Below are 24,132 nucleotides of genomic sequence, written 5' to 3' on the forward strand. Positions count from 1 at the left end.
CGCCGGGGTGGGTCAGTTTTACTCCGACGATTCCGACGAATGTGGGTCAGTTTTCAACCGGCGTTGACATCAATGCCGCGAATGTTGCATGACGGGCATTTCGGCTGAACTGGTTCTGCCATTTTTCCATCCTTGCTGAGTTGTAAACGGAAATTTCAACATAGCACGGATGGTGGCAGCCGGGAACAGACCGGCATTGTTAGATCGCCATAACAAGGAGTCCCCATGTCCGCATTCTGTGTATTCGGCATGACCGAGCCGCTGGCAAAGGCCCTGGCAGCCAAGAAAGCCCCCCCGGAAGCATGAAGGACGCCACGGAGGCTGAAATCGAGGCGTGGCGGGCCAGTGAAGCCGAGCGGATATTTACGAAGGGCCGCGCCCGGCAAATCTCGTCGCCCTTCTCTGCCCCGCAGTTTTGCCAGGACTGGATTGATCTGGCAAACCGCACAACTCGGGCAGCGCGATTGAAAGTGATGGTGCGCGACACGAAGGTCGATAAGACCGGCGCTGTCGTGCTGAACAAGAAAACCAAGAAGCCGGTGATGGCGTGGCGAGCTTGGGGGTGAGTTCACTTGCCCGTAAGCCCCGAAACCTCTTTCAATTCCAAAATTAAATCTTGCACTATCAATCGTGTCGTTCCGTCGACCCGCTTAACCCGATAAGACTTCGGTGTTTTTTTGATGCACTCGACGTTGTTCTCATATTCGATTTCATAGCGCCCCGTCGAAAAAACAACGTTATAGAACTTCCCTACCTCCACTTCAATTCTCCTTCCGTTCGCCGCCTAATTTTTTAGACTGGCTTCGTTCAGTACGCAATAGAGGATGACCATGACCACTGAAACCGTCCTGACGGATGCGGATATCCACGACAAATACCAGAGGATCACAGGATACAGAAGCACCCCGCCTGTCGTCTTGGATTTCGCCCGCGCCATCGAACAAGCCGTCCTGCAATCACCTGAGATACAGGCGCTGAGGAAGGATGCGGAGCGGTATCGGCATTTGCGCGACGAGGTCGGACTCTGCCCTTATGACCTATTCAACGCATGGTGGCTGTCAGATCACGGGAATCCGCAAACGATTGACGAAGCCATTGATATCTCAATGGAGCAAAAGCCATGAAGGCAACGATGTCTGTTTCCACGCCTCGGCGCGGATATTGATGCTGATCGATAAATCAACGCCTGCACGACCGGAATCTGAGCAGTAGCCGGGTCCAGGCCCCGCCCGGTTGGGTCAAGCCGGGACCATCATCGAAGCGGCGGCGTGCCCGGTGAGTGCGCGGCCTGAGTCTGGTCAAGAACACTGAGCGCAAGACCAATAAATGGCTTACGGGCGAATGCGACCTGTTTGATGTATCCGCCGGCAAGGGCTATGACCTGAAAAACGCATGGTCTACCAAGACATTTCCCGGCTGGCTGATCGATTGCGGCGACAAGGTCTATGAGTGGCAGATGCGGGCCTACATGCAGTTGTGGGATGCCGGCGAATGGGAGGTGGTGCACACCCTGGTCGATACACCGCAGCGCCTCATTGGATTTGAGCCCCTGCAGATGCACATCGTGTCGCACATCCCCGAGCACATGCGCATCACCGGCTGGCTTGTCGAGCGTGACTTCGCGAAAGAGCGACTGATGATCGAGCGCGTCGAAGCCGCCCGCGAGTACCTGACCGAAGCCATCCGCGAGTTTGATGAATATCACAAAGAACTGAAGGCCGCGTAGCACGTCATGCAGCGGCCCCACGGAGCCCGCCCATGTCTCAAGCCATAGCCCAACTCGTGATGCTGACGCTCAACCCGCAGATCGCCCGGCGGATCCGCAGAACGAAATTCAGGCCGCCCAAGCCGCCGCGCGTGAAGCCCGAACCAAAGCCAAAGCGCCCAGTCGGCAGACCCAGGATGCCCGACGAGAAGTGGGCTCAGATCAAGCGGCTTGCCGAAGACCCGGCCCTATCTTGCAACCAGATCGCAAGGGCCGTCGGGGTCGCCTATTCGACAGTAACAAAATACCGGCGAGAGAATGGCCTGATCGGGCCTGGATCGCCGGGGGCGAAATTGGTTCAGGGGGTGGGACTGAGGATTCGGTGAGCATGGCCGTTTTAAGTCGCCGGCCTCAAACACACTTTTATCGTTGCCGCACCACCCACACCGATCCCTATGAACTTGCCCTCAGCGTTAAAACTCAACGACAGTTCGATTCTCTCAATCTCTACAGATTCCTGGATCCCTTCCGCCACGCTGTTAATGGAATCTGATAGCACCTTATTCACATTAACAAAGGCGTCCTTCAGTCCCTTTTCTATTTTCCCCACAGGCACGACGCTCTCTGACGGGTTTCTTGCCGAAGTTTTCTTGTGGCTAACTGGCGCAAGGACACCGCCCGGCGTTTTTTTGTATCCAGGTTCAGGCGCCCCATAAAGAGCTTTCTTCGCTGCAGGTTTTTTTGCCGGAGCCGCCTTGTACGCTCGGGCAACAAGCTTCGCAGTGGCCTTTTTTGCCGAGGTTTTTTTCACTGCCGTTTTCGCCGCAGTCGCTATTTTTTTTGTCGTAGCCACAATCTCTCTCCACGCGCCACCACGGCGCTACAAAATAATACCCCCCCCACCCCGGATCAACCATAAGGTTATCCCCACCAACAGTGAATAACCCTGTGATCAACATGGGGTTACCCCATCCAACCCAAACAACGGGGCACATCCCGATCAACTGATCGCGGATCGGTCGCGCCCGGAGGCGTCATGTCCCTCAAATCCAAACTCAGATGCGCTCTTGAATGGGCCGTCTACGCTGCTGCGTTTTGCGCGCTCACCGCAGCGTTTTTCATTCTGTTTCTGTTTGCGATGGCGGAGCCGTTATGAGCGGAATATCCGCAATGGTCACACAGTTGCAGCAAGCCATCTGCGTCCAGCAGCGAATCCCCGGCGCCCGTCTGAACACTGCCGAGCGGCTGGAAATCCAGCACTTGATCGCAGAGGGCCATGAGAACCGGGAGATCGAATTTCGCACCGGCGTTTCGTACTCGCGGATCGCTGAGATCCGTCGGGCATTGAATAAGGGCTGAGGCCCGCGTTATTTAGGAGATTGATATGAAAATCAAGAACATCACCAGCCAGATCCGCCGCGACTTCACTGCCATCTACGAATGCCAGCACTGCGGCCACGAGCAAACGGGCAGAGGGTACGACGACGCCTATTTCCACGAAAAGGTCATTCCCGCGATGAAATGCGCCTCGTGCGGCAGGTCCGGGAACGAAGTGACCAGTGCGCCGTCTGTGCCTGCGCATGCGGTCCTGTAGCCGGGAGCATGACATGACCCAACGAAACGACGGCGGCCCGGCGTTCCCGGCCTGGGAACTGAACGGCCATGGCCAGCCGGAAATGACGTGCTTCGGCATGTCCCTGCGCGATTACTTCGCAGCCAAAGCGATGCAAGCCGCAGCCACCACCCGACAGAGCGATGGCTTCACGTCTTCGGAGCGAGCCTATTGGGCCTATCGGCAGGCCGACGCCATGCTTGCAGCCAGGGGGCGGACATGAGCACACAGAAATTCTCGATGCCACCCTGGCAAGTGACAGCAGGCGTCGTGGACAATCCGCGCCTGATCGTGGCGGACGTGGACGGGCTGCCAGTTTGCGCAATGTCGCTGCGTGGCGTCTTCGGCAACACCAAAAAAATGGAAGCCAACGCCGACCTGATGGCCGCCGCCCCTGACATGTACGACGCGCTGAAATCCATGCGCGAGTATCTGTCCAAATGCCCGCCCCACGCAGAAGACCGCACAGGCGCTGAATGGGGCCGGATGATGGATTTGTCGGGCGCGGCCCTGGCCAGAGCCGAGGGGAAATCTTGACGTCCTCCCCGACCTAAAGGACGGGGATTCCCACTACTGGCGCTCGACGTCCCGAGCGGAGAATGTTTAACGCAGCATTGACATCACGATCATGGACAGCACCGCAATCACTACATTGCCACTCTCTTATTCCAAGCCCTGCGATACCTTTCGGCCTCGAATCGGGCAGGCTGCCGCAACTCGAACAGGTTTGGGAGGAAAACGATTCATTCACTTCTTCATACCATGCGCCATTCGCAATCGACTTGTACGCAAGCATTTGTTTGAAGGAATGCCAGCCCGCGTCAAGGACGCTTTTTGCCATGCTGGTTTTGGCAAGTTTCGAGGGCGACACATTGCCGACCACGATGTAATCGAAGTCACGCACGATTTGCGAGGAAGCCTTGTGCAAAAAATCGGCGCGACTATTCGCAATCTTCGCGTGGATGCTCGCAACCTGCTTTTTCTTTCTCGCCCGCTGCGCGACGGCAAGCTGTTTTTCAAGCCTTCGATAGTGGCGAGGATGTTCGATCTTCTGTCCATTGGACAGCGTAGCCAAGTCAGCCAAGCCAAGATCAATGCCAACGCCGCGAACAGGCTTTCTGGTTTCGGCGTCAGCGACTTCAACGACGATGTTCAAAAACCAGTTTCCGCGCCGATCTTGTGCGAAGCAGGTTCCGTCCTTGATCTTTCCCTCTGGCAGGGCGCGGGAATTGAACACTCGGAAGGTGTTGCCGGCGAAGCGGAAAGCATCGCCATGTCGTTTCAAGTCCCGACCTTTGAGAGGCACCCAGCCAAGCGAACGCTTGCCCCGGTATCGAAGGTATGGCCGGTTGAACTGCTTGCGCGACTTCGCGTATTGCTCGCACACAGCATTGATCGTGCCGGAGTGGATGCCAAGCTCCTTGCTGCTACCGGTCGTCAAGACGTTCAGATCAAACCCGGTGGGCCAGCGCTTGCGCCACTTGAGCGCATGCTTCTGCGTGTCATTGCAGAAGTTCCAGACGAAATTCACCGCCCGCGCTTGCTTGTTCAGCAAACCGTTCAAGGACTTCACGCGGTAGCGGTAAACCTTCGTGCTCATTGCCGTTTCAGGTATTCGTCAATGGCGCGCCGGATGTGTTCAGCGACTGAAAGTCCTGTCTTTTCAGACAGCGCCTTGAGTGCAGCAACAACGGGTTCAGGTAGGAATATATGTGTGCGTTTCATTCACATATTATATCTGTTTTTATATCCAGTAGTGCAGCCTACCGGCTGCGCTCCTTTCCTCCCCGGCCTGAACGCCGGGGTCTCTCGGAGCATCTGGTGACGGGCCGGGATTTTCCGTGGCCTTGGGAGGAATGATGATCGACGCCCGAACCCTCTTGCTTGCCGAGCAAGCCCACCGTGCTGAGGGCAACCACGCAACAGCGGATCTGCTGCGTGAAGCCGCCAGCACGATCACCAGCCTGCGCACCGCCCTGAAACTCGCCCGCGCTCAGATCGCCGCTGAGCGTGACGACCTGATCGAGTGTCCCGGTATCGGCGGCGTGATCCCGGACAGCGACGAACTTGGGCTGGCCGGCGTGGCCGATCTGAATGCCGTGCTGGCCCAAATTGACGAGGCCCTGAAATGACTATCAACACCGAAACCATCCGAGACGCTGCCGAGGTGTTGGACACCCTGACCAGCGCTCTGGCTGTCGATCATCCGCTGCGCACACGGGCCGCGGCCAGAGCAAAAAGCTGCGTGTCTGGGCTGTATTCCGCCGCCGACGCCCTGGACGCCCAGACGGCGGAGATAGCGCGGCTGCGGACTGAAAACGCCGGTCTGCGTATATCCCTGAGAAACATGATCGGGGCCTACGTCCGGCTGATGGAGAACGGCCGAGATCTGATCATTGACCTGGGCGGACAGTGTGACCCGGTGGACGTGATGGAAGCTGCCGACCCTTGGCTGCGGGCATCCCGCGCCGCACTCGCACAGGAACAGGGAGGCAGCGATGCGAACGGTAATCGTTGAAGTGAAGAACGACATCCTGGGCGATGGCGTGTTCTGGCGCGGCCCGGAAAATTTGATTGAGGAAATCCGCAACCTGCCAGCCCGCATGCTGGCCCGCAGCGTGGTCGCCACCGGGAAGCCGGCGCAAACAGGGATGTGGCATGTGCGTATTGAGGAAGGCCATCATGACAACCAAGACTGACATCACCCTGCTGCCGTGCCCAATGTGCGGCAAAACCGACCTGGACCACAATGACTATCTCCACACTGACGGAGTGATGCGCGTCCGTTGTGCGTGGTGCCACTGCGAAGCTCCGGAAAGCGCCTGGAACCGCCGCGCCGCAGTCGAAGCAGACCGCAAGCGCAGGGGTGAGCCGGTGGGGTACTTGGTGGAGCTGGATGGTCGAGATACGTATGTATCAGCAGACCGCACAGTGCGAGACGCGCACCTTACCTATGGGTGGAGGCCGGTATATGCCGCCCCACAACCAGCCGAGCCGGTGAAGGCGCCGAGCGACGAACATTTGATAGAAACAGGGTGCTAGCGTCGGTTGGCATCGACAGGAGTACATCATGTCAATCCGATTGCGTAACGGCGTCTGGCACGTCGATTTCCGCGCGCCAAGCGGCCAAAGAGTTAGACACTCTGCTGGCACGTCGGACAAAAAGCAGGCGCAGGAATATCACGACCGCCTGAAGGCGCAGCTCTGGCGACAATCAAAACTCGGGGAACAACCGGACCGCACCTACGATGAGGCGGCGATCCGGTTTCTGGCCGCCTGCGAAGGTCAGTCAGATTACGACTCCAAGGCCCGCTACATCGAATACTGGCGCCAGTATCTGGGGCGCCTGGCAATCGGGCAAATCACGGCAGACGACATCCTGGGCAATCTGCCCACGCACAGGACGCACAAGCACAAGGGGCCCACACCCCTGAAGCCTGCGACGAAAAACCGCTACTTGGCGACGATCCGCACGATGCTGAATATGTGCGCCACCTGGGGCTGGATCATCAAGGCCCCGCACCTGCCAGCGATGAAGGAGCCGAAGCGGCGCATCCGCTGGATCACACACGAGCAAGCCCAGCGGCTGATCGCGGCCATCCCTCAGCAATGGCTCAAGGATGCCTGCATTCTTGGCTTCGCCACGGGCATGCGCGAGGATGAGCTGTACGGCCTGGAATGGCCGCAGATCAACTTGCGGAATCGGTCAGCATGGGTCGAAGGCGATCAGGCGAAGTCGGGCCGGGCGCGGGCGATCCCGTTGAATGCCGACGCTCTGGCCGTGCTGAAAAGGCTGCAGCGCAAGGATGGCTACGTCCTGACCCGCAACGACAAGCGCATCAACGGCGGCGACGACCGCATGTTCGCCAAGGCTTGCACGGATGCCGGCATCAGCAATTTCCGCTTCCACGATATCCGGCACACCTGGGCAAGCTGGCACGCCCAGGCCGGAACGCCTCTGCTTGTGCTGCAGAAGCTGGGCGGGTGGGAGACGCTGGATATGGTGATGAAGTACGCCCACCTAGCGCCCAGCCACTTGGAGGCCCACGCCGGTGCAGTCACGTTTTGGTCACATGAGGCCGAAACGAAAAAAGAAAACGGCATCCAGGATTGCGCCCTGAATGCCGTAGCTGTTTGATTTTATTGATGTTATGGCGGAGAGGGTGGGATTCGAACCCACGGTACGGGGAAACCGTACGCCTGATTTCGAGTCAGGTACATTCGACCACTCTGCCACCTCTCCGGGTACGACGCATTGCGAGTCGAGTCGCGCATCATAGCATGAATCGGCGCAAGCTGCGGAAACGCCCGCAAAACGCCACACTCCGCAGATCCATTGCCCGTCCCTGCCTTCTGGCCTATAGTGGATTCAGGCATCAGAAGCAGCCGGAGGTCCGCCATGAACATCCAAGCTCTGCATTTCGTGCTCGACATCGACGGCAACGGTTCGGTTGCCGGATGGGAAATCATCGACGCCCTGAAATGGGGTTTCTCACTGCCAGGCCGCCTGATGGTCGAAGGCCTGGGAAACATCCCCTTCATCGCCCAGGCTTTCGGCATCCAGGCCTCGGCTGCAACAGGCTACGCCAGTTTCCACAGCCTGCTGGCCACTGCCCTGAACCTGCTGTTCTGGGTGGGCTGCCTGGTCCTGGTCACGCGCATCGGCGCCGACCGCCCGGCCGCACAGGCCGCCACGGACGAATCCGCCGGCACGGCCGGCATCCAGCATTACCGCGGCCCCAGGGCCCCCAAGACCTAGGGGCCCCGGCAAACTCAGGCCCGGATGGCCTCCAGCCCGCCCATGTACGGGCGCAGCACGGGCGGGATCAAGATACTGCCGTCGGCCTGCTGGTAGTTTTCCAGCACGGCCACCAGGGCGCGGCCCACGGCCAGCCCGGAGCCATTCAGGGTATGCAGGTATTCGGGCTTGGCCTTGGGGCCTTCGGGGCGGAAGCGCCCCTGCAGGCGCCGTGCCTGGAAGTCCAGGCAGTTCGACACCGACGAGATTTCCCGCCAGGTATTCTGCGCCGGCAGCCAGACCTCCAGGTCGTAGGTCTTGGCCGACCCGAAGCCCATGTCGCCCGCGCACAGCAGCACCACGCGGTAGGGCAGCCCCAGCGCCTGCAGCACGTGCTCGGCATGGCCGACCATCTCGTCCAGCGCCTGCCAGGACTGATCGGGGTGCACGATCTGCACCATCTCGACCTTGTCGAACTGGTGCTGGCGGATCAGGCCGCGCAGGTCGCGCCCACCGCTGCCGGCTTCCGAGCGGAAGCACGGGGTATGCGCCGTCAGCCGGATCGGCAGGTCGCGCGCATCGACGATGCGGTCGCGCACGGTGCCGGTCAGCGGGATCTCGGCGGTGGAAATCAGGTACAGGTCCTCGGCCGGGCCGTCATCATCGGGCGTGCTGCCCTGCCCGCCCTTGGTCACCCAGAACATATCGTCCTTGAACTTGGGCAGCTGGCCCGTGCCATACAGGGTGGAACTGTTGACGATGTAAGGCGTATAGCATTCCTGGTAGCCGTGCTCGCCGGTCTGCAGATCCAGCATGAACTGCGCCAGCGCACGATGCAGGCGGGCGATGGGGCCGCGCAGCATCATGAAACGGGCGCCCACCAGGGATCGGGCCGCATCGAAATCCAGGCCAAAGGGCTCGGCCAGCGCAACGTGGTCGCGCGGCTCGAAGCCCAGGCCGGCAGGATTGCCGTCGGCCCCGGCCGCGCCCGGCAGCCAGCGCCGCACCTCGACGTTGTCCGCCTCGGACGCGCCGTCCGGCACGCTGTCGTCGGGCAGGTTGGGAATCGTCATCAGCCAGGAAGACAGTTCCTGCTGCACTTCGCCCAGGTCCTGTTCGAGCGCCTTCAGCTGGTCGGGAATGGCCTGGGACTCCGCCAGCACGGCCGACGCGTCCTCGCCACGCGACTTCAGCTGGCCTATCTGCTTGGCAAGCGCATTGCGGCGCGCCTGCAGCTCCTCGGTCTGGACCTGCACGGCCTTGCGGCGGGCTTCCAGGGCATGATAGCGGTCGATATCGAAGGCCAGGCCGCGGCGGGCGAGCGCCCGCACGACGCGATCCAGGTCCTTGCGCAGCAGATTGGTGTCGAGCATGGCGAGATGACGAAGATTCTTGAAAGGGGGTATTGTATTCAATCCCGCCTCCGCCCTGGCGGGGTCGCGCTGCGCGGCGTCCCGGGCGGCGGGCATTGCCTCAGGAAAGGAGACTTCACATGTCGAAAGTACTGGTTCTCTACCACTCGACCTACGGTCATATCGAAACCATGGCTCAGGCCGTCGCCGAAGGGGCCCGTTCGGCGGGCGCCACGGTCGACATCAAGCGCGTGCCGGAACTGGTTCCCGAGGAAATCGCCCGCAAGTCCGGCTACAAGCTCGACCAGGCCGCGCCCATCGCCCAGGTCAAGGACCTGGCCGACTACGACGCCATCCTGATCGGCTGCGGCACCCGCTTCGGGCGCATGTGCTCGCAGATGGCGAATTTCCTGGACCAGGCCGGCGGCCTGTGGGCCAGCGGGCAATTGAACGGCAAGGTGGGCAGCGCGTTCAGCAGCACCGCCACGCAGCACGGCGGCCAGGAAATGACGCTGTTCTCCATCATCGCGAACATGCTGCATTTCGGCTTCGTGGTGGTGGGCCTGCCCTACAGCTTCCAGGGCCAGATGCGCCTGGACGAGGTCACGGGCGGGGCGCCCTACGGCGCCACCACCATCGCCGGCGGCGATGGCTCTCGCAAGCCTTCTGCCAACGAACTGGACGCTGCACGCTTCCAGGGCAGGCACGTGGCCGAGGTGGCGAACAAGCTGTTCGGCTGACACGGCAAGCAAGGGGGGGCCGCACAGCCCCCCCTGGTTACTGCTTCTTCGCTTCTTCGTCCCAGGCCCGCAGCTGCGCCAGCTTTTCGCCGATCTTCAGTTCCAGGCCGCGCGGCACCGGCCGGTACCAGCCGGGTTCGTCCATGCCTTCGGGCAGGTAGGTTTCCCCGGCCGCGTAGGCGTTGGGCTCGTCATGGGCATAGCGGTAGGCGCGGCCGTAGCCCAGTTCCTTCATCAGCTTGGTTGGCGCATTGCGCAGGTGGACCGGCACTTCGCGGCTTCTGTCCTGCTTCACGAAGGCACGGGCCTGGTTGTAGGCCATGTAGCCGGCATTGCTCTTGGCGGCCACCGCCAGGTAGATCACGGCCTGCCCCAGCGCCAGTTCTCCTTCGGGCGAACCCAGCCGTTCGTAGGTCGCTGCCGCGTCGTTGGCGATCTGCAGGGCACGCGGGTCGGCCAGGCCGATATCTTCCCAGGCCATGCGCACGATGCGCCGCGCCAGGTAGCGGGGATCGGCGCCGCCATCCAGCATGCGCGTCAGCCAGTACAGGGCGGCGTCCGGGTGCGACCCGCGCACTGATTTGTGCAGCGCCGAGATCTGGTCGTAGAAGTTGTCCCCACCCTTGTCGAAGCGGCGGCTGTTCAGGGTAAGCGCGGTGCGGATGAAATCGGCGTCGATGCGCGTCGTGCCCGCCGCGCCCGCCGCAGTGGCGCACTGCTCCAGCAGGTTCAGGAAACGGCGCGCATCGCCATCAGCGTAGCCCGCCAGGGTGTCGATGGCCGTCTCGTCGAATTCCAGGTGCCCCAGCCCCCCGGCGGTCCGGGCGCGGTCCAGCAGCTGGCGCAATTCATCGTCGGACAGCGGCTCGAGCACGTAGACCTGGGCGCGCGACAGCAGGGCGGAATTGACCTCGAAGGAAGGATTTTCCGTGGTCGCGCCGATGAAGGTCACCAGGCCCGATTCGGCATAGGGCAGCAGGGCGTCCTGCTGGGACTTGTTGAAGCGGTGGATCTCGTCCACGAACAGGATGGTGCGCCGCCCCGCCGCACGGTGCTGGCGGGCCAGATCGATGGCCGCGCGGATATCCTTGACGCCCGAGAAGACGGCCGACAGGGCGATGAACTCGCAGCCGAAGGCATCGGCCGTCAGGCGCGCCAGGGTCGTCTTGCCGACGCCGGGCGGTCCCCACAGGATCATGGAATGTGGCGTGCCGGATTCGAAGGCAAGTCGCAGCGGCCGGCCCGGTCCGAGCAGATGGACCTGGCCGATGACCTCGTCCAGCGAACGGGGGCGCAGCGACTCGGCCAGGGGCACGCCAGCCGTGCGGTCCCCGGCGGCATCGCCCTGCCCGCGCCCGGCGCCGGACTGCACGGCGCCCGCCAGATCCGGATCATCGCCCAGCAGATCGCCCTGCTTCGCCATGGCAGCCTAGTCCATCTTCACGAGATCGGCGCCGTCGGGCACCGTGAACCGGAACTGCCCGGAAGAAATGTCGGGATTGGCCTTCAGGCCGGTGAAGACGATGCGCGACACCTGGCCAAAGGCGTCGAGCAGTTCGAGCCGCCGTGGCAGGCCGTCGGAAAAGGCGATGTCCGCATGGACGAAACCGGCATCCGGCGTCTTGGGGACGGCGCGCAGCCACTGCAGCCCATCGCGGTCGGGCATGGTCTGCAGATCGAAGGCATCGCCCAGCGAACCCGAACCGAACAGCAGCGCGGCCGGCGAAGCGCCGACGGCCTGGCTGGCGCGCCGCTCGGTGACCTGCTCCAGGTCGGGGTCGTACTGGTAGACGTGCTGCCCATCGGACACGATCAACTGTTCATAAGGCGCACGGACTTCCCAGCGGAATTTTCCCGGCCGCTGAAAGGCGAAGGCGCCGCTTTGCGGTTTCTGGGCGGCGCCCTTGGCGTCGGTGCGTTCCTGGCTGAACTGGCCGGTGGCCGACTGGACACGATCCACGAAGGACTGCAATTGCGCCCGGGCATCGGCCGCCAGGGCCAGGCCAGGCAGACAGGCCAGCAGCATGGCGGCGCAGGCGCCGCGCCAGCCGGACAGGCACCGCGCCAGGCGGCCGGACCGCGGAACGCGAGAGGTGGAACGGAGGCCGCGTCGGACCGGATCACATTGCATGGCACACATCTTCATATCCATCCGATTCGGGAATTCAGGCTGCCTGCCCGGACGGCAGGGTCAATCCTCGTCCACGCCCTTGTTGGCCGGCACCAGGATGTCGCGATTGCCGTTGGGCTGCTGGGGGGATACCAGCCCGGCCCGTTCCATCTGCTCGAGGATGCGGGCCGACCGGTTGTAGCCGATCCGCAGGTTGCGCTGCACGAAGGAAATCGAGGCCCGGCGGCTGCGCATCACGACTTCGACAGCCTGATCGTACAGCGGATCGCTTTCCGGGTCGGAGAAGCCCGTGACGGAACTGACGCCGTCGCCGGTTTCGCCCTCGACGGCGCCTTCGAGCAGGCCTTCGACGTAGTCCGGCTCGCCTTCGGCCCGGAGGGCCTCGACCACGCGGTGGACCTCGTCGTCATGCACGAAAGCGCCATGCACCCGCGTCGGCACGCTGGTGCCCGGCGGCTGGTAGAGCATGTCGCCCTGCCCCAGCAGGGTTTCGGCGCCCATCTGGTCCAGGATGGTGCGGGAATCGACCTTGGACGAGACCTGGAACGCGATGCGCGTGGGGATGTTGGCCTTGATGAGGCCGGTAATGACGTCCACGCTGGGCCGCTGGGTGGCCAGGATCAGGTGGATGCCGGCAGCACGCGCCTTCTGAGCCAGCCGGGCGATGAGTTCCTCGACCTTCTTGCCCACGACCATCATCAGGTCTGCCAGTTCGTCGATCACCACCACGATCATGGGCAGCGTGCCCAGGGGTTCGGGCGCATCGGGCGTGAGCGAGAAGGGATTGGGAATGGGCTCTTCGCGCTTCTGCGCCTCGCGGATCTTGGTGTTGTAGCCCGCCAGGTTGCGCACCCCGAGCTTGCTCATGAGCTTGTAGCGCTTTTCCATTTCGGCCACGCACCAGTTCAGGGCGTTGGCCGCGTGGCGCATGTCGGTGACCACGGGCGCCAGCAGGTGGGGAATGCCTTCGTAGACGGACATTTCCAGCATCTTGGGATCGATCAGGATCAGGCGCACCTGGCTGGCGTCCGCCTTGTAGAGCAGCGACAGGATCATGGCGTTGATCCCGACCGATTTGCCCGAACCCGTGGTGCCCGCCACCAGCAAGTGGGGCATCTTCGCCAGGTCGGCCACCACCGGGTTGCCGGCGATGTCCTTGCCCAGCGCCATGGTCAGCAGGGACGCGCTGCTGTGGTAGACCTGGGACCCCAGGATTTCCGACAGGCGCACCACCTGGCGGCGCGGGTTGGGCAATTCCAGCCCCATCAGGTTCTTGCCCGGTATGGTTTCCACCACCCGGATGCGCACCAGGCTGAGCGCGCGGGCCAGGTCCTTGGCCAGGTTGACGATCTGGCTGCCCTTGACGCCGGTGGCCGGTTCGATTTCGTAGCGCGTGATGACCGGCCCGGCCTGGGCGGCCACGACGGTGACGCTGACGCCGAAATCGGACAGCTTCTTCTCGATCAGGCGCGAGGTGAATTCGATGGTTTCCGGGGAAACGGTTTCCTGCGAGGGCTCGACGGGATCCAGCAGCGACAGGGCCGGCAGGCTGCCCGCCATCGCGGGGTCTTCGCGCGCGGTGAACAGGGCCTGCTGCTTTTCCTGCTGGACGCGCGGCGACTTGGGCACGGAAGTGACGGTGGGCTCGATGCGCACCGGCTGCTCATGCACCAGCTGGGTCTGGCGGGTTTCGACGATTTCCTGGCGCTCGGCCTGCGCCGTGACGCCCACTCGGCGGTCTTGCCAGGCGTTCTTCAGATCCCACAGGCGGCGCCAGGCAAGCTCGATGGCATAGCCGACGCGCTCGGAGACGTTGAGCCACGAAAAACCGAAGAACAGGCTGGAACCCATCACGATGAAGGCCAGCAGCAGCAGGGTGCTGCCCGCCCCGCCCAACAGCTGGGCCAGGCCGTCGGCCAGCAGCCGGCCGAGCTGGCCGCCCGCCCCGGCGGGCAGGCCGGCGCCCCAGGCTTTCAGCCGCAGGGCCTCGATCCCCATGCAGCCCAGAAACAGCAGGGTATAGCCGATGCCGACTTCCCAGCGCACGCGGGGCAGCAGTTCCGGGACCCGGTTGGGCAGAACCGCACGCGACAGGCGGTAGAAGCCGGCCGCCACCCGGCGCAACAGCAGCAGCACCAGCAACCAGGCGGATGCGCCGCACAGGTACAGCAGCAGGTCGGCGACGTAGGCGCCGAAGGTGCCGCCCCAGTTGCGCACGGTGCCGCCATGGACGGAATGGGACCAGCCCGGATCGGTGCGGGTCCAGGTGGCCAGCACCAGGACCAGCCAGCACGCCAGGGCGGCAAGCAGCACCCAGCGGGCCTCGCGGAACAGGCCCGACAGGCGTGTCTGCAGGGGCGAGGGGCCGTTGCGCACGTTGCGGGAGGAGCGTGTGGGGGTCGCCGGAATTCTTGCCATCGCATCATTATAATTGCGGGGTCAATATCGAACGGATTTTCAGCGATGTCCAGCGCAAAACACGCCAAACTGATGATTCTCGGGTCAGGCCCCGCGGGCTACACGGCCGCCGTCTACGCCGCGCGCGCCAACCTGTCCCCGGTGCTGGTCACCGGCCTGGAACAGGGCGGTCAGCTGATGACCACCACCGAGGTCGACAACTGGCCGGCCGACGTCGCCGGCGTCCAGGGCCCCGACCTGATGCAGCGCTTCATGGAACACGCCCAGCGCTTCAACACGGAAATGGTGTTCGACCACATCGCGAGCGTGGACCTGTCCAAGCGGCCCTTCACGCTGACCGGCGACACGGGCGCAACCTACACCTGCGACGCGCTGATCATCGCCACGGGCGCCTCGGCACAATACCTGGGCCTGCCGTCCGAGCAATCCTTCATGGGCCGCGGCGTGTCGGCCTGCGCCACCTGCGACGGCTTCTTCTACAAGAACCAGGACGTGGTCGTGGTCGGCGGCGGCAACACCGCCGTCGAAGAAGCCCTGTACCTGTCCAACATCTGCCGCACCGTCACCCTGGTGCACCGCCGCGACAAGTTCCGCGCCGAGCCGATCCTGGTCGACAAGCTGATGGAAAAGGTCGAACACGGCAACATGCGCCTGGCGCTGTTCCGCGAACTGGACGAGGTCCTGGGCGACGATACCGGAGTCACCGGCGTGCGCCTGCGCGACAATCGCAGCGGCACGACCGAGGAACTCGCCGTCACCGGCGTCTTCATCGCCATCGGCCACAAACCCAACACGGCGATCTTCGAAGGCCAACTCGCCATGGAAAATGGCTATATCGTCACCCGCAGCGGCCTGCAGGGCCTGGCCACCATGACTTCCGTGCCCGGCGTCTTCGCCGCGGGCGACGTGCAGGATCACGTCTACCGCCAGGCCATCACCAGCGCCGGCACCGGCTGCATGGCGGCCCTGGACGCCCAACGCTGGCTGGAGAACGAAGGCCTCTAAGTGAAGACAGCCAAGTCTTCCCTGGCCGACCTGCGCCGCCTGCGCGCCGAAGCGGCCGCCGCGCCGCCGCCCGCCAGCACACCGCCAGCGGCGGCCCAGCCGCCCAGGCCGGCCGCGATCCCGGCACTGGATCCGGCCGACCGCGCCCTGTTCCGCCAGGCCATGCGTTTCGTGCAGCCCCTGCCCGACCATGGCCCCCGTGCCCGGGCCGGCGGGCCGCAGCGCGATCCCGAACCCCTGCTGCAGGCCCGGCGCCTGCATGCGCAGGGCGCTGCCGAAGCACGGACGGCGGCCCCGCCCGCCCACCGGCAACGGCGCAAGCCCCCCGCCTTCGATCCCGAAGCCGGCGCCTTCCTGCAGGCGGGCTGCGGCCCGGACCTGCTGCGCGGACTGCGGCGCGGCAAATGGATCCCACAGGCATCCCTGGACCTGCACGGCAGCACCCTGGAACAGTCCATCGAACGCCTGGACCGGTTCCTGGCATCCTGCCTGGAACACGACATCCGCTGCGTGCGCATCATCCATGGCAAGGGCATCGGATCGCGCCAGGGCGAACCCGTCCTGAAGGATGCGGTCCGCCGGCACCTGTGCCGCCTGGAAGCCGTCCAGGCCTGGGTCCAGTGCGGCGAGCACGATGGCGGCGAAGGCGCGCTGCACGCCTTGCTGCGCCTGGCCCCCGCAGGGCGGGACTGAGCAAGCCGCCCCGGCCCGGTCCGGCAACGCGTCCTCTTTCTTTTCCGGAGCATTCCGATGAGCCTCAGCTGGATCTATCTTGGCATCGCCATCCTGGCCGAAGTCGCCGCCACATCCGCCCTGAAGGTCTCGGACGGCTTCACGCGCCCCCTGCCCTCGGCGATCACCGCCATCGGCTACGGGCTGGCGTTCTACCTGCTCGCCCTGGCATTGAAGACCATCCCCGTGGGCATCGCCTACGCCGTCTGGTCCGGCGTGGGCATCGTGGCCATCGCCATCATCGGTTACTTCGTCTTCGGCCAGGCGCTGGACGCCGCCGCGCTGATCGGCATCGGCCTGATCCTGGCCGGCGTGCTGGTGCTGAACGTGTTTTCGGGTTCAGGCGGGCACTGAGACCGGCCGGGGCAGCAGCAGCCGGTAACGCGCCGGCAGGGCGAACAGAGCCCCATGGAATTCAGGGCTGTAGACCTGCAGGTCGCCGATTCCCCGGGCGTGCAGGCGCGCCTGGATTTCCCGGGCGGGCAGGCCGACGGGATCGAGCGTATCCGAAGCCACCGCCAGGGCCCAGTACGAACCGTACAGGGGAATGTGCAGGCCATAGGGGTGCACCTGCGGGAAGACCTCGCCCAGCGCCGACGCCAGGCCGGAAACCTGGTCCGGCTCGTGGAACGGCGCGCCCAGGTGCAGGACCAGGGCGCCGCCCGGCGCCAGGACGGCCCGGCAATCTTCGAAGAAGGCCTGCGTGTACAGCGGCCCGGCCGGCGTTTCGGGATCCGTGAGATCCAGGTAGACCAGGTCGAAGACCTGACCGCATCCGCGCACGAAGGCGGCACCGTCCTGGATGCGGATATCCGCCCGGGGGTCGTCCAGGCTGCCCCGGTGGATGGATTTCAGATGTTCCCGCGCCGCCGCCACCACGCCGCCGTCGAGTTCCACCAGGGTCGCGGATTCGATGCTGCGGTGCTTCAGCAGTTCTTCCAGGGCGCCGCCGTCGCCCCCGCCGACGATCAGCGCCCGCCGGGGCGCGGGATGCGCCAGCGCCGCCGGATGGATCAGGGCCTCGTGGTAGAACGCCTCGTCGGCTTCCGAAGTCATCAGGTGGCCGTCCAGGCGCAGGGTCGTGCCCAGCTCGCGGGATTCGAGCACTTCGAGCCGCTGCAGGCCGGTATCGCACGCCAGCACCCGCCGATCGAAGCGGAATCCGTACACACTGTGCTCGTTGAGCGATTCCAGCAGGGGTTCGCCAGGCTGCGCGGGGCCGTCGCGATCTCCGCGCATCAGGCGCTGGCGCTGGCAGTCTTTCGGGGCGAACAGGGATTCGAGCGCGGCCATCAGGCGTTCCGCCCGGGCGGAGTTGTCCGTCTCGAAATTGCAGACGTAGACGTCCAGCGTCACGCCGCCGCGTTCCGGCCACGTATGGACCGCCAGGTGGGACTCGGCCAGGAGCAGCATGCCGGTGACGCCGCCGGGCTGGCCCTGGTAATCGGGAAAGCGATGCCATTTTTCCCCGACGATGGTCAGGCCGGCATCGAGCGTGGCGCGCCGGCATGAATCGGCCAGTACCGCTTCGTCGGTCAACAGTGTGGCTTCGGACTGGCAGCGATAGAGATCTGCGGTCAGGTGCAGGCCTTGCATGATGGCATCCTCCGGATCAAGGAATCGCGCGCCGTGCGCGGATGAAACGGCCCTGCGGGCACCCCGGCAATCGGGGCCCGCCGCATCCGTTTTTTGATGGGGAAATCAGAAGATGATAGGCGAAGACAGGTGTTGAATCAAGAAAGCACAAGAAAAGCGCAGAAAAGCAAAACCGCCGGGGAGTGGATGAGCCGGGGAGGATTCGATTCATCCCCCCGAAATGGATCGGGGCCGACGATTGTGTCGTCGGCCCCGCCAGATTTCTGTTTTTATGGGTACTGCCACAAATGAAAGCGCCATCTCCGTGGCGCCAGTGCCCAGCAGGGCTGTCTCCTCACCTGCATGGGCTGCATTATGCCGCCTGCTCCCGCAAATGACACCTAGGGAAGTCCCGTAGCCGGGACCGGCTCGCCAAACAGAAAGCCCTGTCCGTGGACACACCCCATGGACAGCAGCACGTCTCGCTGCGCGTCGGTTTCCACGCCTTCGGCGACCACATCCAGATCCAGCGAGGCGGCCAGGCTGAGCACGGCCGATACGATGGCGGTGCTGCGCTGCTGCGCCCCCCGACCCAGCGGCGCGATGAAGGAACGGTCGATCTTCAGCGTGCGCAGCGGAAAGCGGTGCACGTGACTGAGCGAGGAATAGCCGGTGCCGAAATCGTCCAGGGCGATGCGCACGCCGGCTTCGTGCAGGCTGCCCAGGATCTGGGCCGCCGCACCGGGATCCGACAACAAGGAGCTTTCGGTGACTTCGACGCACAGCCGGTCCACCGCGACGCCGGCCCATGCCGCCAGGTCCAGCAGGCGCCGGGGGAAATTCCGGCTGTGGAAATGGCAGGGAGAGATATTGATGTTCAATATCTTGTCCCGCCCAAGCAAATCGGGCGCCGCCTGGCAGGCCAGCCGGTACATGTGCCAGTCGATCGTCTCGATCAGGCCGGTCTCCTCGGCCGCCGGCAGGAACCGGCCGGGCGCCAGCAGGCCAAGCTCGGGATGCCGCCAGCGGATCAGGGCTTCGTAACCGATGACGTCGCCGTCGGCCAGGCGCACGATGGGCTGGAAATAAGATTCGAACTGCCCTTTTTCCAGCGCGTTCCGCATCTGCTGCTCCAGGTCGAGCACGTTCATCGCCGATGCGTGCAGGGACTCGTCGAACAGCACGAAGCGCTGGCGGCCCGCGGCCTTGGCCCGGTACAGGGCGGTGTCGGCGTCGTGCAGCAACTGGTCGACCGTCCGGTAGGACGGATTGCTCATCGCGATGCCGATGCTGACCGAGACGTGCAGCTGGCGGCCGCCCACTTCGATGGCCGCCGCCATGCGGGCCTGGATGCGCTCGGCGACCATGCAGGCCTGGGAAGGCTGCAGGCAGTGTTCGAGCAGCACGGCGAACTCGTCGCCCGAAAGCCGGCCCGCGATATCGGGCGCCCGCACGCATTCGGCCATCCGGGCCGAGACGATGCGCAGGACTTCGTCGCCCACGCCATGCCCCAGGCCGTCGTTGAACAGCTTGAAGCGATCCACATCCAGGTACAGCAAGGCAAACCCGCATGCCGGATCGAGCTTCTGCGCGCCGAGCGCGCGTTCCAGGCGTTCGCGCAGGTACAGGCGATTGGGCAGGCCGGTGAGCGAATCGTGCATGACCTGGTGCTTCAGCTGCTTCTGTGCCCGTTCCCTGACCGCGATCTGCCGGCGCAATTCCTGCGTGCGTTCCTGCACCCGCTGCTCCAGCTGGGCATTGAGGGCCTGCAGGGCCTCGGCCTGCTGGCGCCGCTGCAGCGTGTTGGCGATCTGGTAGGACACGAAGGTCAGCAGCTCGGCGTCCTGCTGCGTGTAATACAGGTCGGAACGATAGCTCTGCACCACGACGACGCCCATCACGCCGCGCGCGCCCATCAGGGGCGCGCCCAGCCAGGACACGGCCGGCGTGCCGTAGGTGGCCGCGTCCACCTCGCCCTGTGCGATCAGCGCGTTGATCGCGTCCGATTCGAGGCGGATGGTCTGCGCGCAGCGGATCGCGTATTCGCTCATGCCCCGGCCCATGGGACGGCGCACGAGCTCGGCGCCCGAACTGTCCACGTAATAGGGGAAGTCCAGCCACTGCCCGTCTTCGGACACCAGCGCAATGCAGAAGCTTTCGACATCGAGCAGCTCGCCCACGGCCTGGTGGATGCTGCGGTAGAAAGCCTCGTTGCTCTCCTGTCCGTGGCCGAGCGCGGCGATCCGGTACAGCGTCGCCTGCAGGTGGACAGCCCGCTCGCTTTCCCGCACCTGCTTCTGCAGCCGGTCGTTGGTCAGGGCCAGTTCACGCGTGCGCTCGGCCACCCGGCGCTCCAGGGCTTCCTGCCCCAGCTTGCGCTCGACGACGTTCAATACGTGACCGGCCACGAAAGCCAGGACCCGTTCGTCGGATTGGGTGTATTCCCCGCCCTTCTCGTAGCTCTGCACCGCCAGGACGCCGAAGACCTCGCCGTCGCGGCACATCGGCACCGCCATGAAATCCGCCGAAGGCGTACCGGCCCCGTGCCCCTGCGTCAGACCCAGGGATCGCGCGATCCGGTCCGACGGCCCGCGCACGGGCCGGGCCAGCTGGATCAGGCGCAAGGTGATGCTGTCGCTCAGCTGCTCGGTGCTGAGTTCCTGGTCGGGCCGATAGACCTGCCCGTCGGCGACGTCGGAAAAGTAAATGAACCGGATCGTGCCGCGAAGCGGATCACGCAATGCGATGTAGAAATTTTCCGCATGCATCAACCGGGAGACGATGCGGTGCAGTCCTTCCAGCAGGCGCTGCATGTCCAGCCCGGAGGCTGCCAGGTCGGCGATGGCGAACAGTGCCCGCTGCAGGTGTTCGGAGTGTTCGAGGCGCTGCGTGGAAGCCCGCAGCCCCTCGACTTGCTCCGTCTCGGTCATCTCCGTCGAGCCCGACGGATCCGTCCGGCGCTCATGACTCATACGATCCCCAGCTGCGCAATGCGCCGATCTCTGTCTTTGTTTTCATGAGTATACCGGTCGGTACCCCTCATCCAGAACGGTCAAATCGCAAAAAAACAGGAGAAATCTGCCGCTTGCCGGCGGGATCGGCGATATTCATCCGGGCCTGTCCGCCCAAAGAGATGGCGCCGGGGTCATCATGCCCGGCGAATGCACGACATCAGCCCCACCCAATGAGGCGGACCGGCATCCTCCGATAGGATTGGGTGGCCCGATAGACGACATCATTCAATCAGACCCGCCCATGACTCCATCATCCCGCACTCTCTGGATCCGCGACCCGCTTGCCTGTCCGGTCGAAGCCGCCGCGGGGGGCGTCGTCGTCTCGGGCGCACGCATCGTCGAGCAGGTGCCCGCCGGCGGCCGGCCACGGATGCAGCCCGATGAAATCTTCGATGCTTCGGAACACGTCCTGCTGCCCGGCCTGGTCAACACGCACCATCACTTCTACCAGACGCTGACGCGCGCCTACTCTCCCGCCCTGAACAAGCCCCTGTTCCCCTGGCTGACGACGCTCTACGACGTCTGGGCCGGGCTGGACGACGAGCAGTTGCGCGTGGCCAGCGAACTGGCCATGGTGGAACTGCTGATGTCCGGCTGCACCACCGTGGCCGACCATCACTACGTTTTCTCGGGCGCGCTGCGTCACGCCATCGACAGCCAGGCGCAGGCCGCTCGCGAACTGGGTGTCAGGGCGGCGCTCACCCGGGGCTCGATGAGCGTGGGGCGAGACGCGGGCGGCCTGCCACCGCAATCCGTCGTCCAGGACGAACAGACGATCCTGGACGACAGCGAACGCCTGATCCGGCAATACCATGAGCGCGAAGACGGCGCCATGATCACCGTCGCCCTGGCGCCCTGCTCTCCGTTCTCGGTCAGCCGCGACCTGATGCACGCCAGCGCCCGCCTGGCCGAACGCCACGACGTGCGCCTGCATACCCACCTGGCGGAAACCGAGGACGAGACCGCCTACTGCCTGCGCCTGTTCGGCATGCGGCCGCTGGACTACCTGGATGACTGCGACTGGCTGTCGAGCCGGACCTGGCTGGCCCATGGCATCCACTTCAACGACGACGAAATCCAGCGGCTCGGGCGCGCCGGCACCGGAATCGCCCACTGCCCTTCATCGAACATGGTGCTGGGCAGCGGCCTGTGCCGCACCCTGGAACTCGAAGCGGCCGGCGCGCCGGTCGGCCTGGCCGTGGACGGCTCGGCTTCCAACGATCACTCGAACCTGGCCCAGGAAATGCGCCAGGCTCTGCTGCTGGGCCGTCTGCGCTACACGCCTGACCGAGTCACCCATCAGGCCGTCATCCGCTGGGCGACGCAGGGTTCGGCCCGCTGTCTGGGCCGCACCGACATCGGTGGGCTGGAGGCAGGCCAGCAGGCGGATCTTGCGTTGTTCCGGCTCGACGGCCTGCGCTTTTCCGGCGCCGAGAACCCCCTGGCCGCACTGCTGCTGTGCGGCGCCGACCGGGCCGACCGCGTGATGGTCGCCGGGCGCTGGCGCGTCCGCGACGGATTGCCCGACGGAGTCGACCTGGATGCGCTGCGCGGCCGCCACGAAACCGCCGCCCGGCGCCTGCGGCAGCACATGCGCCAATAAGCTCTTTTGCCCCCAAGGCCGGCACTTGCAGACCGGCCGGAACATCCACCATAAATCCAACAGGAGACATCTCGATGCAAGCCCCCAAACCCGCCGCACTGACGCGGCCGGAGGATGAAAACCCAGGATTGGCCGCCAACCTCGCCTTTGGCTTCCAGCACGTCCTGACCATGTACGGCGGCATCATCGCCGTGCCCCTGATCATCGGCGAAGCCGCCGGCCTGCCGCCCGATGAGCTGGGGCTGCTCATCACCGCCTGCCTGTTCATGGGCGGCCTGGCCACGCTGCTGCAGACCCTGGGCATTCCGCTGTTCGGATCCCAGCTGCCGCTGGTCCAGGGCGTGTCGTTCTCCGGCGTCGCCACCATGATCGCCATCCTGAACACTGGCGGCGGGCTGCCCGCCATCTTCGGTGCCGTCATGGCAGCGTCCCTGATCGGCCTGATCGTGACACCGACCTTTTCCCGGATCATCCGTTTCTTCCCGCCCCTGGTCACCGGAATCGTCATCACCACCATCGGCCTGACCCTGATGCCCGTGGCTGCCCTGTGGGCGATGGGCGGCAACAGCGCCGCGCCGGACTTCGGCAGCATGGGCCACATCGGCCTGGCCGCCGGGACGCTGGCCATCGTGCTCGTCCTGACCCGGCTGGGCAACGCCACCGTCTCGCGGCTCTCGATCCTGATCGCCATCCTCATCGGCACCCTGGCCGCCGCGGCCACGGGACAGGCGGACTTCTCCCACGTGACCCAAGGCGACTATTTCGGCCTGCCATCGCTGTTCCACTTCGGATGGCCGACGTTCCACGTGGCCGCCATCGTCTCGATGTTCATCGTCATCATCGTCACGCTGGTCGAGACTTCCGCCGACATCCTCGCCGTGGGCGACATCATCGACACCCGGATCGATTCGCGCCGCCTGGGCAACGGCCTGAGGGCGGACATGCTCTCCAGCATGATCGCCCCCCTGTTCGGCTCCTTCACGCAAAGCGCCTTCGCCCAGAACGTGGGCCTGGTCGCCGTCACCGGCGTCAAGAGCCGCTACGTCGTCGCATTCGGCGGCCTGATCCTGATCGCGCTGGGCCTGGCGCCGGTGATGGGCCGGGTGGTCGCCTGCATTCCGGCGCCGGTCCTGGGCGGCGCGGGCATCGTCCTTTTCGGCACCGTGGCCGCCAGCGGCATCCGCACGCTGGCGCGCGTCGACTACGAGGGCAACGCCAACCTGGTCATCGTGGCCACGGGGATCGGCGCCGGCATCATCCCGATCATCGCCCCCCGCTTCTACGATGCCTTCCCCACCTGGTTCTCGACCATCTTCCAGTCCGGCATCAGTTCCGCCGCCGTGGTGGCGATCATCATGAACCTGGCCTTCAACCATACGGGCGCCGCGAACCGCAACGGCCAACCCGCATCCCATGAGCAGGCCCTGCGCCAGCCCGAGGCGTCAGGAACATCCGCCTGACCCCTCACCTGCTCCCATCCGCCTGACCGATGCCGGGCGCACCGGCA

The 24,132-nt window shown here is 64.5% G+C and carries 28 protein-coding genes and 1 tRNA gene; 19 read left to right on the plus strand and 10 right to left on the minus strand.

Annotation, left to right across the window (positions count from 1 at the left end; all coding sequences use genetic code 11):
- Positions 1-302: 302 nt before the first annotated feature.
- The 4 genes from ABD022_RS14320 to ABD022_RS14335 all read left to right on the plus strand — a co-directional run bounded on the left by ABD022_RS14320 (position 303) and on the right by ABD022_RS14335 (position 2,091).
- Positions 303-566 carry a hypothetical protein gene (locus tag ABD022_RS14320; protein ID WP_343822091.1) on the plus strand — a complete coding sequence of 88 codons (264 nt, stop codon included), beginning with the start codon at positions 303-305 and terminating at the stop codon, positions 564-566.
- Between the two features lie 264 nt (positions 567-830).
- Positions 831-1,124: a hypothetical protein gene (locus tag ABD022_RS14325; protein ID WP_343822092.1), complete on the plus strand. Its 294-nt coding sequence runs from the start codon at positions 831-833 to the stop codon at positions 1,122-1,124.
- Between the two features lie 155 nt (positions 1,125-1,279).
- A complete protein-coding gene (locus ABD022_RS14330; RefSeq protein WP_343822094.1) occupies positions 1,280-1,726 on the plus strand; it encodes a hypothetical protein in 447 nt (148 codons plus the stop codon).
- 32 nt (positions 1,727-1,758) lie between these two features.
- On the plus strand, positions 1,759-2,091 hold the full coding sequence (locus tag ABD022_RS14335) for a helix-turn-helix domain-containing protein (RefSeq protein WP_343822095.1): 333 nt from the start codon (positions 1,759-1,761) through the stop codon (positions 2,089-2,091).
- A gap of 11 nt (positions 2,092-2,102) precedes the next feature.
- On the opposite strand, the gene ABD022_RS14340 is transcribed toward ABD022_RS14335, so the two are convergent.
- Positions 2,103-2,558, minus strand: coding sequence for a Pepco domain-containing protein (locus tag ABD022_RS14340; RefSeq protein ID WP_343822096.1), 456 nt, complete (start codon positions 2,556-2,558; stop codon positions 2,103-2,105).
- Between the two features lie 299 nt (positions 2,559-2,857).
- Here ABD022_RS14340 and ABD022_RS14345 point away from each other — a divergent pair, with 299 nt between their 5' ends.
- From ABD022_RS14345 to ABD022_RS14360, 4 genes are read left to right on the plus strand one after another with little or no spacing between them, the layout of a single operon-like run.
- The gene (locus ABD022_RS14345; protein ID WP_343822098.1) at positions 2,858-3,064 is read left to right on the plus strand and encodes a hypothetical protein; all 207 of its coding nucleotides are present in this window, start codon (positions 2,858-2,860) and stop codon (positions 3,062-3,064) included.
- Positions 3,065-3,089: 25 nt separating this feature from the next.
- Complete coding sequence (locus tag ABD022_RS14350) at positions 3,090-3,299, plus strand: hypothetical protein (protein WP_343822100.1); 210 nt, start codon at positions 3,090-3,092, stop codon at positions 3,297-3,299.
- Between the two features lie 13 nt (positions 3,300-3,312).
- Complete coding sequence (locus ABD022_RS14355; protein WP_343822102.1) at positions 3,313-3,540, plus strand: hypothetical protein; 228 nt, start codon at positions 3,313-3,315, stop codon at positions 3,538-3,540.
- Complete coding sequence (locus tag ABD022_RS14360; RefSeq protein ID WP_343822104.1) at positions 3,537-3,854, plus strand: hypothetical protein; 318 nt, start codon at positions 3,537-3,539, stop codon at positions 3,852-3,854. The genes ABD022_RS14355 and ABD022_RS14360 overlap by 4 nt, the downstream gene beginning before the upstream one ends.
- A 13-nt stretch (positions 3,855-3,867) precedes the next feature.
- On the opposite strand, the gene ABD022_RS14365 is transcribed toward ABD022_RS14360, so the two are convergent.
- Both ABD022_RS14365 and ABD022_RS14845 read right to left on the minus strand, forming a co-directional pair.
- Entirely contained in the window at positions 3,868-4,917 is a 1,050-nt protein-coding gene (locus ABD022_RS14365; protein WP_343822106.1) for an RNA-guided endonuclease InsQ/TnpB family protein, read from the minus strand.
- Complete coding sequence (locus ABD022_RS14845) at positions 4,914-5,042, minus strand: ribbon-helix-helix domain-containing protein (RefSeq protein WP_425545242.1); 129 nt, start codon at positions 5,040-5,042, stop codon at positions 4,914-4,916. Before ABD022_RS14845 ends, ABD022_RS14365 begins: the two co-directional genes overlap by 4 nt.
- Before the next feature lie 131 nt (positions 5,043-5,173).
- Between ABD022_RS14845 and ABD022_RS14370 the strand changes: the two genes are divergently transcribed.
- The 4 genes from ABD022_RS14370 (at position 5,174) to ABD022_RS14385 (ending at position 7,455) form a co-directional block, all read left to right on the plus strand.
- Positions 5,174-5,449, plus strand: coding sequence for a hypothetical protein (locus ABD022_RS14370; protein ID WP_343822108.1), 276 nt, complete (start codon positions 5,174-5,176; stop codon positions 5,447-5,449).
- A complete protein-coding gene (locus ABD022_RS14375; RefSeq protein ID WP_343822109.1) occupies positions 5,446-5,835 on the plus strand; it encodes a hypothetical protein in 390 nt (129 codons plus the stop codon). Before ABD022_RS14370 ends, ABD022_RS14375 begins: the two co-directional genes overlap by 4 nt.
- A gap of 1 nt (position 5,836) precedes the next feature.
- Entirely contained in the window at positions 5,837-6,016 is a 180-nt protein-coding gene (locus ABD022_RS14380; RefSeq protein WP_343822110.1) for a hypothetical protein, read from the plus strand.
- Positions 6,017-6,387: 371 nt separating this feature from the next.
- Positions 6,388-7,455, plus strand: a complete 1,068-nt coding sequence (locus ABD022_RS14385; protein ID WP_343822112.1) for a tyrosine-type recombinase/integrase — start codon at positions 6,388-6,390, stop codon at positions 7,453-7,455.
- A 14-nt stretch (positions 7,456-7,469) separates the two neighbouring features.
- Here ABD022_RS14385 and ABD022_RS14390 read toward each other — a convergent pair.
- A tRNA-Ser gene (locus tag ABD022_RS14390) sits at positions 7,470-7,560 on the minus strand.
- 156 nt (positions 7,561-7,716) lie between these two features.
- Between ABD022_RS14390 and ABD022_RS14395 the strand changes: the two genes are divergently transcribed.
- Positions 7,717-8,076 carry a hypothetical protein gene (locus ABD022_RS14395; RefSeq protein WP_343822114.1) on the plus strand — a complete coding sequence of 120 codons (360 nt, stop codon included), beginning with the start codon at positions 7,717-7,719 and terminating at the stop codon, positions 8,074-8,076.
- Positions 8,077-8,090: 14 nt separating this feature from the next.
- Here ABD022_RS14395 and serS read toward each other — a convergent pair whose 3' ends face one another.
- Entirely contained in the window at positions 8,091-9,428 is a 1,338-nt protein-coding gene (gene serS, locus ABD022_RS14400) for a serine--tRNA ligase (protein WP_325127343.1), read from the minus strand.
- A gap of 119 nt (positions 9,429-9,547) precedes the next feature.
- Between serS and wrbA the strand changes: the two genes are divergently transcribed.
- The gene (gene wrbA, locus ABD022_RS14405; protein ID WP_343822116.1) at positions 9,548-10,147 is read left to right on the plus strand and encodes an NAD(P)H:quinone oxidoreductase; all 600 of its coding nucleotides are present in this window, start codon (positions 9,548-9,550) and stop codon (positions 10,145-10,147) included.
- 37 nt (positions 10,148-10,184) lie between these two features.
- Here wrbA and ABD022_RS14410 read toward each other — a convergent pair whose 3' ends face one another.
- The 3 genes from ABD022_RS14410 to ABD022_RS14420 form a co-directional block, all read right to left on the minus strand.
- Positions 10,185-11,570, minus strand: coding sequence for a replication-associated recombination protein A (locus ABD022_RS14410; protein WP_343822118.1), 1,386 nt, complete (start codon positions 11,568-11,570; stop codon positions 10,185-10,187).
- Positions 11,571-11,576: 6 nt separating this feature from the next.
- Positions 11,577-12,173 (minus strand): outer membrane lipoprotein periplasmic chaperone LolA, encoded by a 597-nt coding sequence (gene lolA / locus ABD022_RS14415; protein WP_486303428.1) that lies wholly within the window; start codon positions 12,171-12,173, stop codon positions 11,577-11,579.
- A 165-nt stretch (positions 12,174-12,338) separates the two neighbouring features.
- The gene (locus tag ABD022_RS14420; protein ID WP_325127335.1) at positions 12,339-14,696 is read right to left on the minus strand and encodes a DNA translocase FtsK; all 2,358 of its coding nucleotides are present in this window, start codon (positions 14,694-14,696) and stop codon (positions 12,339-12,341) included.
- Positions 14,697-14,741: 45 nt separating this feature from the next.
- Between ABD022_RS14420 and trxB the strand changes: the two genes are divergently transcribed.
- Genes trxB through ABD022_RS14435 form a run of 3 tightly spaced genes read left to right on the plus strand, consistent with a single transcriptional unit; the run spans position 14,742 to position 16,787 of the window.
- Positions 14,742-15,701 (plus strand): thioredoxin-disulfide reductase, encoded by a 960-nt coding sequence (trxB, locus tag ABD022_RS14425; protein ID WP_325127333.1) that lies wholly within the window; start codon positions 14,742-14,744, stop codon positions 15,699-15,701.
- Positions 15,702-16,394: a Smr/MutS family protein gene (locus ABD022_RS14430; RefSeq protein ID WP_325127331.1), complete on the plus strand. Its 693-nt coding sequence runs from the start codon at positions 15,702-15,704 to the stop codon at positions 16,392-16,394.
- A gap of 57 nt (positions 16,395-16,451) precedes the next feature.
- Complete coding sequence (locus tag ABD022_RS14435) at positions 16,452-16,787, plus strand: DMT family transporter (protein ID WP_325127329.1); 336 nt, start codon at positions 16,452-16,454, stop codon at positions 16,785-16,787.
- Here the strand turns inward: ABD022_RS14435 and speE are convergent.
- Positions 16,773-18,029, minus strand: a complete 1,257-nt coding sequence (gene speE / locus ABD022_RS14440; protein WP_325127327.1) for a polyamine aminopropyltransferase — start codon at positions 18,027-18,029, stop codon at positions 16,773-16,775. The two genes, ABD022_RS14435 and speE, sit on opposite strands and share 15 nt — an antisense overlap.
- Positions 18,030-18,409: 380 nt before the next feature.
- Positions 18,410-20,980 carry an EAL domain-containing protein gene (locus tag ABD022_RS14445; protein ID WP_343822121.1) on the minus strand — a complete coding sequence of 857 codons (2,571 nt, stop codon included), beginning with the start codon at positions 20,978-20,980 and terminating at the stop codon, positions 18,410-18,412.
- A gap of 283 nt (positions 20,981-21,263) precedes the next feature.
- Between ABD022_RS14445 and ABD022_RS14450 the strand changes: the two genes are divergently transcribed.
- Both ABD022_RS14450 and ABD022_RS14455 read left to right on the plus strand, forming a co-directional pair.
- Positions 21,264-22,625 carry an 8-oxoguanine deaminase gene (locus ABD022_RS14450; protein ID WP_343822122.1) on the plus strand — a complete coding sequence of 454 codons (1,362 nt, stop codon included), beginning with the start codon at positions 21,264-21,266 and terminating at the stop codon, positions 22,623-22,625.
- A 74-nt stretch (positions 22,626-22,699) separates the two neighbouring features.
- The gene (locus ABD022_RS14455; protein WP_325127321.1) at positions 22,700-24,085 is read left to right on the plus strand and encodes a nucleobase:cation symporter-2 family protein; all 1,386 of its coding nucleotides are present in this window, start codon (positions 22,700-22,702) and stop codon (positions 24,083-24,085) included.
- The last annotated feature ends 47 nt before the right edge of the window (positions 24,086-24,132 follow it).

This window comes from Castellaniella daejeonensis (genome assembly GCF_039523555.1).
Lineage (GTDB): Bacteria > Pseudomonadota > Gammaproteobacteria > Burkholderiales > Burkholderiaceae_B > Castellaniella > Castellaniella daejeonensis.